Below are 9095 nucleotides of genomic sequence, written 5' to 3'. Positions count from 1 at the left end.
CATCACGTGCGTGATCGCCGCCGTCAGCGTGGTCTTGCCGTGGTCAACGTGACCGATCGTGCCGACGTTTACGTGCGGCTTGCTACGTTCGAACTTTTCCTTAGACATCGCATCCTCCGCCAACCGGGTCAAGCAAATGGAATGTGGAGCTCATGACCGGATTTGAACCGGTGACCTCGTCCTTACCAAGGACGTGCTCTACCAACTGAGCTACATGAGCATGTTCTGGATTGACGGCGAGGCCGCCAATGCAATCTCTATACAACAGAAACGACCCTGCGGGTCGCGTCGGTCCAATCCGGACCCCCGCCGAAGTCGCCGGGAATCGTCAGAGTGGAGCGGGTGATGGGAATCGAACCCACGTCATCAGCTTGGAAGGCTGAGGTTCTACCATTGAACTACACCCGCAGACCGTTTGGGCCCCGCACTGAGGCGAAACCCGTCTTGTCTGGTGGTGGGGGCAGGATTCGAACCTGCGAAGGCTGAGCCGGCAGATTTACAGTCTGCTCCCGTTGACCGCTTGGGTACCCCACCCGGGAAGCGCGCCATTCTTCACAAAAAGGAGACGGGTGTCAACCACCCCAACCCCCTTTGCTGACCGCGCGACACGGAAGGCGCATTTCCGTGCCGCCAGCCCGCGATCCGTCGATTTCGACCGATCAGGACTCTGGTGCCGGCTGTGGGACTCGAACTCACGACCTACCGCTTACAAGGCGGTTGCTCTACCAACTGAGCTAAGCCGGCAATGGGCGCGCATTTTACGCATATCGCGGCGGGTTTGCCAACTCAACGACGCGCTCGTGCCAGTCGGGCGATCCCGGCCAGCACGAGGTCGGGCTCGACACAGACAGCGAAAGCCGGGTCGATCAGCCCTTCCAGCCGGTCGGCATCGCCCCCCGACAGGAACACCCGCACCTGGCCGCCGCCCGGCGCGAGCCGCTCCGTCCAGAGGGCCAGCATCTGGTTGAGCGTCGCTCCGAGCATCCAACCCTGTCCCAGGGCGAGCCCGGTCGCCGTATCCGTCGCCACGCCCAGGTCACGGGTGACCGTGTCCACCGTTTCGGCCGCTTGGGCCGGCTTGATGCCCGGCACGGCGTCGAGGGCATCCGACAGACCGGGAGCCAGCTGACGCAGGCCGGCCAACTGGGCGCGCACGCCGGGCAGGATTAGCCCACCGACATGATTTCCCTGCGCGTCCAGCAGGTCGAGGGTAATGGCCGTGCCCGCATTGATCACCACGACGGGGTGCTTGTCGGCCCGGGCATGCGCCTCGATCATGGCGCAAAAGCGGTCCACGCCGAGCGCGTGGTGATCGGGATAGCCGACCCGTACGTTGCAGCACTTGCGCGGCACGCCCAGCCAACGCACCCGTGCTTCGGGGCACAGGCGTTCCAGGGCGGCCTCCAACTGCTCGCGGCGCTCCTCATCGACCACCGAGGCCACGGCGATCTGACGCGGACGGCGTTTCTTTTCGTCGGCGAGATGCGGATCGAGGCCGTCGGCCAGCCGATCCACCGTCTGCCGACCGGATTCGTCCTCCCGCGTTGGCCATTCCACGGCAAACGGCTGGTCGGGCGCGCGCGAGCGTCTCTGCAGGCGTCCCTTGATTCGGCTGTTCCCCGCGTCGATGTAGCAATTCACTGGCGTTGGAACTCCCTTGCTTGTCTCATCAGTGGCCCCGGCCCATCCGTTCCGGGGGCGCACGCGATCGTTCGGGCCGACGGTCCGGCTCGTCCCGTCCGGCAGCTGCACTGTCAGCAACCCGTCGTCACCCATCTCCGCCGCCTGCGCATGATAGGCGCCCCCATGGGCTGGCCGCACCTCGACCGGGGCCCCGAACAGCCAGTGCCGACGACGCAGCGATTCGACCCAGCCGGGCCAACTCTCGGGCCGGCACATCACCTCGCCGGCACCTTCTACCAGCCTGACCGCCAGATCCACCGACGCTTGCCGGAATGCGCCAGCCGAACGGTGAGCAGGCGACCACTCCGCCAGCCCCACCGCCCGATAGCCGTCGGGGAACGTCGCCCGGGGAGCGCGCCAGTTGATGCCGATACCCGCCAGCCACACCCGTCGCCCGTCGATGGCGAAGCGCTCGAGCAACAGCCCTCCGAGCTTGCCGCCGTCGAGATAGAGGTCGTTCGGCCATTTCACCGCCGCCGGGATGCCTGCATCCGAAAGGATGGCGGCCAGCCGAGCGGCGATCGCCAGCGCCGGAGGGGCGTTCGGCATCCCGCCGGCATCGGGCACCACCAGGGAAAACCACAGCCCGGCGCCTGCACCACTGTGCCAGGCGGTTCCCCTCCGCCCACGGCCGGCGCTCTGTTCGCCGGCAACCACCAGGGCACGAGGCGCTTGCCCGTCGGCGACGGCGGCCGCGGCCATCTCGCGCACCAGGCGGTTGGTCGAATCGACGCTCGGCGGGAATGCCTCCCGCCACCCGGAAAATACGTCCGAGCGAGCCAGTCGCGTGGAGAGCGCGGGAAAATCCAGGTCGATGACGGATCGAGGGGACATGAATGGTGATGCACTAGGAGGCCGTGACCGGGTCGCCATCTTGCCACGACTCGGACCCTGATGGGATGGTGACGCGCCCCGTGCCGACGAGAGCCTCGGCCGAGGCCCTCAGCCGCCGGCCACCGCGAGCCAGGCGGCGAAGCGGGCCTCGACCTGGATGTCGCCGACCTTGCGCTCGAGGCGGTGCTGGTTGTGGCACTCGGGGGCCAGTTCCAGGGTCATCTCCAGCAGGCGACCCTCGCGGAACACGTGCAGACGCAACCGGTCGCCGGCCCGGCGACGTGCCAGCCGCGCCTTCCAGTCGACCCCTGAAACGGCAAAGCCGTCGATCGCGATAATGCGGTCGCCCACCGCCAGCCCGGCAGCGGCTGCCGGCCGATCCTCGAACACGATCTGCACCCGGGCGGCCCGATCGTCGCGCTCGTCGACGCGAATACCGGCATCAGGCCCCTCCTGTTCGCCGCGCGGGATCATCGCCACGCCGAAACGGGCCAGCAGCCCCGCGACGTCCAGCGGGTCGGTCGAACGCAGGGCCTGTTCGAAGAACGCCTCCATCGGCTCGCCCATGAACGCCTCGATCAAGCGCTCGACCGACTCGCCCTCCGGCAGCGGCCGCTCGCCATGCTCGCTCCAGAGCCGTCGCATGACGTCCAGCAGGCTGCTCCCGCGCTCGCGCAGCATCAGGTCCAGCATCAGCGCCACCACCGCCCCGCGGGTGTAGTAGCTGACGATCGCGTTCACCGCGTTGGCGTCCTGCTGGTAGAACCTGGTCCAGGCATAGAAGCTCGATTCCTCGAGCGTCTGGCGGGACCAGCCCTTGCCACGCATCGCGCGGTTGATGGTCTCCTCGAGCGCGGCCAGGTACTGCGTCTCGTCGATCAGCCCGGCGTGACGCACCAGCCAGTCGTCGAAGTAGCTGGTGAAGCCCTCGAACACCCACAACAGGCGGGTGTGCGCCGGACGGTCGAGCGGCAAACCGGCGAAGGCCGAGGGCCGGATGCGCTTGACGTTCCAGTTGTGGAAGTACTCGTGCGCGCAGAGGCTCAGGAAGCGCTGATACTCCTTGCTCACGCCCGTGGCGGTCACCGAGGGCAGGTGCGAGCGCGGGAAGATCAGGGCGGTGGAATCGCGGTGCTCCAGGCCGCCGAAACCCGAGTCGTCCAGCGCGACCAGGAACAGGTACTCGTCGAAGGGCGCACCGTCGAACAGCTCGATCTCGGTCTCGCAGATACGCGCGACGTCGGCGGCGATGCGGTCGAAGTCGGTCTCCGGCAGGGCGTTGGTGAACACCATCCGGTGCAGCACCCCGCCGGCGGTGAACTGCCGCTCGACGAAGTCGGCGATCTCGACCGGGTGGTCGATCAGGGCCTCGTAGTCGGGCGCGGCGTAGTCGCCGAAACCGCGCTCGTCGACCGCCATGTCCGGCAGGGTCGTGGCGACGCGCCACGCATCCGGCAGCGCCGCGCCGTCGAGCACCACCTCGTGGCGGGCGTGCTCTGCGCCGTGAACCCGCAGGAACACGCTGGTGCCGTTGAAGAACAGGTGGGTCGAGTCGGCGTGCGCACTGCGCACGGAGAAATCGGCGCAGTAGACCCGGTAACTGACCTCCACCGGCGTGCGGCTGGGCGCGAGATCCCAGGTCTGCTGGTCGACCGGTTCGATGCGCACCGGCTGCCCGTCGCGGTCGTGCGCCTGCTTGCCCACCAGGTGGCGGGCAAAGTCGCGCACCAGGTAGCTGCCCGGGATCCAGGCCGGCAGGCTGAGCCGGTAGCCCTCGTCGCTGGCCGGCAGGGTCAGGGAAACGTCGATGTACCGACTGTTGTGCCCGGCGAAGCCGAGGCGATAGAACGGCTCGACCGACTGCCCGTCACCCCCCATCAGGAGTCGTCCTTCGGCAGGTCGTGGATCGACGAATCGCTGGTCATCAGGTGGTGGCCGCCGGGGTGGACCCGACCGTGCTTGACCTCGTCGGGGTGCGCATCGCGCACCAGTCCTACCCGGGCGTTGAAGTGCAGGCGGAAGCCGGCCAGTGGATGGTTGAGGTCGACCTTCACGGTCTCGTCGCCCACCTCGAGGATCAGCATCTCGATGCGCCCTTCCGGTCCGTGGGCCTCGACCATGTTGCCGGGCACCAGATCCGCCTTCGCGTCGATCCGTTCCTTGGGCACGTCGACGACCGCCTCGGGGTCGTGCAAGCCGTAGGCCTGCTCGGGCTCCACGGTCACCTCGATCTCGTCACCCTCGACATGCCCTTCCAGGGCCGCTTCCAGCCCCGGTATCAGGTTGCCGTGGCCATGGATGTACTCGAAACCGTCGACCTGCGTGTCGGCCAGCACCTGGCCATCGTCGTCGCGCATCACGTGGTAGACGCGCACGACCCGGTCTTTCTCGACACGCGGCAGGTCGCCTTGTTGCTTTTCCGGTTCACTCATCAGTTTCAGACTCCTTGGAGTGTCAAACAGCCAGGCCGTGCCAGAACGGCAGCGTCACCAGCGCCAGCAGGGTCGAGGCGCTCGCGGTGGTCGCGTACAGGGTGGTGTCCAGGCCGAAACGGTCGCAGATCACCAGCCCCAGCACCATCGTGGGCATCGCCGCCTCCAGTACTACCGCGGTCAGGGTCTGGCCACTGGTGCCGACCGCCAGCGCGAACAGGATGGCTACCGCCGGCATCCACAATAGCTGGATCAGCAACGCCGGGCTGACCGTCGCCAACTGTCGCCCGGTCAGCGTCTCCAGGCGCAGGCTCATGCCCAGCGCGACCAGCATGACCGGCACCACCGCCGCCCCGATGCGGTCGAGCCACTCGGCCGCCCAGTCGGGCTGACCCACCCCGGCGAGGTTCAGCCCTGCCCCGGCGACCGCCGCCCACAGCGGCGGCACCTTGAGCAGCGTCTTGACCGGGTGAACCTGCTCGTCGCTCGAACCGAAGCGCGCGGCCAGCAGGATGCCGACGGAGAGCAGCAGCGGCGTACAGGCGAACAGGTCGTACTGGATCGCGACCGCCCGGCCCTCGTCGCCGAAGAGGCTGCCGAGCAGCGGCAGGCCCATGTAGGTGGCGTTGGGAAAGCTCGCGGCCAGCAGCAGCGCGCCGAACTGCGCCCGGCTGACGCGCATGAAGCGCCCCACCGCCGCCATCAGCACCAGCGAGCTGACCACCGCCACCCCGGCCGTGCCCGCGATACGCAGCGTGTCCGCGCCAAGCGGCGCGCGCCACAGCACGGAGAACACCAACGCCGGCAGGAACAGGTAATAGACCGAGGACGTCAGTGCCCCGCGCGCGGCGTCCGCGCTCCAGCCACCCAGCCGCACGTGCCGCCATATCTGGCCCAGCGCGATCGTCCCGGCCATCTGCAGGATCACCGAGATCACGCCACGGCCCTCCCCGGTCGACCGTCAATCGCCGGGCATGGCTCGCGGCCGCGGACGGCCTCAGGCCTGGCCATTGGCCTCCTGCTCGGCCTTCTCCACCTCGGCGCGCACCTCGTCCATGTCGAGATCCTTGACCTTGGTGATCAGCTCGTCGAGCGCCTGGCGCGGCAGGGCGCCCGCCTGGTTGAACAGCAGGATCCGCTCGCGGAAGACCATCAGCGTCGGGATCGAGCGCACCTGGAAGTGGCCGGCGAGCGCCTGCTCCTCCTCGGTGTTGACCTTGGCAAAACCCACGTCGGGGTTGGCCTCGGCAGCCTGCTCGAAGATCGGCCCGAACGACTGGCAGGGGCCACACCAGGGCGCCCAGAAATCCAGCAGCAGGATGTCGTTGTCCTTGAGAAGGCCTTCGAGGTTGTCCGCGGTCGCGGTATGAACGGTCATAAAGACACCTTGTATTGTCATGCCGATGGTTCGGCAGCATGTCGGCCCGGGCTGACACCCGGGCCACGAATTTCGTCTCGGAAGACGGGCATGGCCACGTCCCCGTCGGCTGACCTGTGGGCCAGCCGCGGCTTTTCAACCGGTGGCGTTCCCCCAGCGGGCATGCAGCTCGTGCTCGACGCCGATCTGGTCCAGGATCCTCGCCACCGTGAAGTCGATCAGGTCCTCGATCGTCTTCGGGCGATGGTAGAACGCAGGCGCCGGCGGCAGGATCACCACGCCCAGTTCCGCCAGTCGGGTCATCTGCGAGAGCGCGATCGCCGACAGCGGCGCCTCTCGCGGGACGATAACCAGGTCACGGCGCTCCTTGAGGCAGACGTCGGCGGTGCGCTCGATCAGCGAGTCCGACAGGCCGTTCGCTATCGCCCCGAGCGTGCCGGTGGTGCAGGGGCAGACCACCATGGCATCCGGAGGATTGGAGCCCGAGGCGAACGGTGCAGTCCAGTCCTGGCGGGCGTAACCGGTCACCTGCCCGTCGGCGGCACCGAAACGCCCGCCCAGCTCGGCAGCCAGCGCATCGTGCCGGGCGGGAAACGGTTCGTCGAGCTCCAGCGCGGCGACGGCATGGGCCGCCTTCGAGGCGATCAGGCTCACGCGGCAGCCGGCGGCAATCAGGCTCTCGAGCAGCCGCAGCGCGTAGGGCAGGCCCGAGGCCCCCGTCATGGCAAGCACCACGTGCTCGGTTCGCTCCCCGCGCCTCATGCCGCCGCCTCCTGCAGCCGGTCGACCAGCCGGGCCGGGAAGCCGCCGAACCCGCCGTTGCTCATCGACAGCACCCAGTCGCCCGGGCCGAGCACGCGGGGAACCTGCTCCAGCAGGGCCTCGACCGACTCGATCACCGCCAGGCGCTCCCCCAGTTCGGAAAGCGAGTCGGCCGGATCGAACCCCAGCCCGTCCGGGGCATGCACGAAGACACGGTCGGCCTCCGCGAGCGACGCGGCCAGCCGCCCGGCATGCACCCCGGCCCGCATGGAGTTGGACCGAGGATCGAGCACGGCCACCAGGCGACCGGCGCCGGCGACACGCATCTGCGCGCGTACCGTGGCGATCGTGGCCTCGATCGCGGTGGGGTGATGGGCGAAGTCGTCGATCACGCGCACGCCGCCGACCTGCCCCTTGATTTCCAGACGGCGAGCCACGCCCCGGAACCCCGACAGGGCCGCCAGCGCCTGCTCCGAGGGAACGCCGGCAAAGCGGGCCAGCGCCAGCGCGGCCAGCGCGTTGTGCCGGTTGTGCTCGCCCTGGATGGCATCCGGCAGACGGCCGATCGCCCGCCCCTCGCAGACCACCTCGCCGTCTTCCTGCCACCAGTCGGCCACATCGTCCCGGCGGTCGGCAATGCGCTCGACCGGCGAGTACACCCCGGCCTCGAGCACCCGCTCGATGGCCGGTTCACCCAGGGGGGCGATCACCTTGCCCTGCCCCGGCACCAGCCGCAGCAGGTGCGAGAACTGGCGCTCGATGGCCGCCAGGTCGGGGAAGATGTCGGCATGATCGAACTCGAGGTTGTTGATCACGAGCCCGCGCGGACGGTAATGCAGGAACTTCGAACGCTTGTCGAAGAAGGCCGTGTCGTATTCGTCGGCCTCGATGACGAAGAACGGCGTCTCCCCCAATCGGGCGCTGACACCGAAATCCCCCGGCACCCCGCCGATGAGAAATCCCGGTGCCATGCCCACCGTCTCCAGGATGTGGGCGACCATCGACGTGGTGGTGGTCTTGCCGTGGGTACCGGAGACCGCCAGCACGAATCGGTTGCGCAGCACCTCCTCGCCCAGCCACTGCGGCCCGGACCGGAAGCGGAAGAAGCCGCCGAGCAGTTGATCGATCACGGGCATGTCGCGACGCATGACGTTGCCGACGATGATCTCGGCATCCTCCGGCAGCGGGGCGTCCATGTCGGTCGCCACCTCGATTCCCGCCGCGGCGAGCTGGTCGCTCATGGGCGGATAGATGGCGTGATCCCGCCCCGAGACGTCGTAGCCCATCTCGCGGGCCAGCAGCGCCAGCGACCCCATGAAGGTGCCGGCGATGCCGAGGATGTGCAGCTTGCGGTTTTCGGCGGTCATGACGGCAGCCCCGTGTCCCCCGGCAGCATCTGGGTGGCCAGGGCCATGTAGACGAGTGAACTGAGAATGAAGTATCCGAGCGCGATGAGCATGCCGATGGCGGCGTTCAGACCCAGCGTGCGGCGATAGATCTGCCCGAGCACGACCAGGTTCCAGGCGAACAGGGCGATCATCAGCATCGACCAGAGGCCGACCGCCCCGTCGACGTCCACCGCCTCGCCGCCCGTCGGCTGCATGGCCACCAGCGGCCAGGCGACCAGCCCCAGCATGGCCGTCGCACCGTACAGGGCCGTGAGCATCTGCGGGATGCGCGGGCGATGCCCCCAGACCATCGCGAGCCCGGCGGAATACAGCGCCAGCACCGCGGCATCGGCGCCGAGCAACAGCAGACCCGCGCCGAAACCGGCCTCCGAGGCGACCACCTGGTCCAGCAGAATACCGACGAGCAGGTAGAACCCGAGCGCGATGTAGATCGGCTGGGTCCCGGCGGGCATGTCCTCGGGACCGACCCGGAGGAAGATCAACTGGAAAAACAGACGTATCAGAGACAAAGCGGCATACCCGTTGTGACTGCATCACCGCCCGGCAGGCGGTCGACGAACGGGTGAAAGCCTAGCGCAAAACCCGCCCTGCCGTCTG

At 68.2% G+C, this 9095-nt stretch carries 9 protein-coding genes and 4 tRNA genes; all 13 read right to left on the bottom strand.

All coding sequences use genetic code 11. The features are described 5' to 3' along the window. Window positions 1–108, bottom strand: a 108-nt coding sequence (locus ACESL5_RS04025; protein ID WP_372591500.1) for a GTP-binding protein, incomplete at its 3' end; no start/stop codon positions are given. Window positions 109–144: 36 nt separating this feature from the next. Next, a tRNA-Thr gene (locus tag ACESL5_RS04020) sits at window positions 145–220 on the bottom strand. Between the two features lie 114 nt (window positions 221–334). Further along, window positions 335–408: transfer RNA gene (locus ACESL5_RS04015), tRNA-Gly, on the bottom strand. A gap of 41 nt (window positions 409–449) precedes the next feature. After that, window positions 450–534: transfer RNA gene (locus ACESL5_RS04010), tRNA-Tyr, on the bottom strand. A 134-nt stretch (window positions 535–668) separates the two neighbouring features. Then, a tRNA-Thr gene (locus tag ACESL5_RS04005) sits at window positions 669–744 on the bottom strand. Window positions 745–786: 42 nt separating this feature from the next. Beyond that, the gene (locus tag ACESL5_RS04000) at window positions 787–2517 is read right to left on the bottom strand and encodes a biotin--[acetyl-CoA-carboxylase] ligase (RefSeq protein ID WP_372591499.1); all 1731 of its coding nucleotides are present in this window, start codon (window positions 2515–2517) and stop codon (window positions 787–789) included. 108 nt (window positions 2518–2625) lie between these two features. Further along, window positions 2626–4395 (bottom strand): M61 family metallopeptidase, encoded by a 1770-nt coding sequence (locus tag ACESL5_RS03995; RefSeq protein ID WP_372591498.1) that lies wholly within the window; start codon window positions 4393–4395, stop codon window positions 2626–2628. Beyond that, window positions 4395–4949 carry a peptidylprolyl isomerase gene (locus tag ACESL5_RS03990; protein ID WP_372591497.1) on the bottom strand — a complete coding sequence of 185 codons (555 nt, stop codon included), beginning with the start codon at window positions 4947–4949 and terminating at the stop codon, window positions 4395–4397. Before ACESL5_RS03990 ends, ACESL5_RS03995 begins: the two co-directional genes overlap by 1 nt. A gap of 22 nt (window positions 4950–4971) precedes the next feature. After that, entirely contained in the window at window positions 4972–5886 is a 915-nt protein-coding gene (locus ACESL5_RS03985; RefSeq protein WP_372591496.1) for an AEC family transporter, read from the bottom strand. Between the two features lie 60 nt (window positions 5887–5946). Then, entirely contained in the window at window positions 5947–6327 is a 381-nt protein-coding gene (locus tag ACESL5_RS03980) for a thioredoxin family protein (RefSeq protein ID WP_372591495.1), read from the bottom strand. 135 nt (window positions 6328–6462) lie between these two features. Further along, window positions 6463–7089, bottom strand: coding sequence for a flavin prenyltransferase UbiX (locus tag ACESL5_RS03975; protein ID WP_372591494.1), 627 nt, complete (start codon window positions 7087–7089; stop codon window positions 6463–6465). Then, window positions 7086–8456: a UDP-N-acetylmuramate:L-alanyl-gamma-D-glutamyl-meso-diaminopimelate ligase gene (gene mpl, locus ACESL5_RS03970; protein WP_372591493.1), complete on the bottom strand. Its 1371-nt coding sequence runs from the start codon at window positions 8454–8456 to the stop codon at window positions 7086–7088. Before mpl ends, ACESL5_RS03975 begins: the two co-directional genes overlap by 4 nt. Then, complete coding sequence (locus ACESL5_RS03965) at window positions 8453–9007, bottom strand: hypothetical protein (RefSeq protein WP_372591492.1); 555 nt, start codon at window positions 9005–9007, stop codon at window positions 8453–8455. The genes mpl and ACESL5_RS03965 overlap by 4 nt, the downstream gene beginning before the upstream one ends. Between the last annotated feature and the right edge of the window lie 88 nt (window positions 9008–9095).

It is taken from the genome of Guyparkeria sp. (assembly GCF_041687595.1).
In the GTDB taxonomy this organism is placed as follows: Bacteria; Pseudomonadota; Gammaproteobacteria; order Halothiobacillales; family Halothiobacillaceae; genus Guyparkeria.
This window is presented reverse-complemented; position numbering and strand designations above follow the sequence as displayed.

Bases quoted from the DNA above. Each gene is read 5' to 3' on its own strand.
- ACESL5_RS04000 (WP_372591499.1), bottom strand. From the start codon at position 2,517: ATGTCCCCTCGATCCGTCATCGACCTGGATTTTCCCGCGCTCTCCACG.
- ACESL5_RS03995 (WP_372591498.1), bottom strand. From the start codon at position 4,395: ATGGGGGGTGACGGGCAGTCGGTCGAGCCGTTCTATCGCCTCGGCTTC.
- ACESL5_RS03990 (WP_372591497.1), bottom strand. From the start codon at position 4,949: ATGAGTGAACCGGAAAAGCAACAAGGCGACCTGCCGCGTGTCGAGAAA.
- ACESL5_RS03980 (WP_372591495.1), bottom strand. From the start codon at position 6,327: ATGACCGTTCATACCGCGACCGCGGACAACCTCGAAGGCCTTCTCAAG.
- ACESL5_RS03975 (WP_372591494.1), bottom strand. From the start codon at position 7,089: ATGAGGCGCGGGGAGCGAACCGAGCACGTGGTGCTTGCCATGACGGGG.
- mpl (WP_372591493.1), bottom strand. From the start codon at position 8,456: ATGACCGCCGAAAACCGCAAGCTGCACATCCTCGGCATCGCCGGCACC.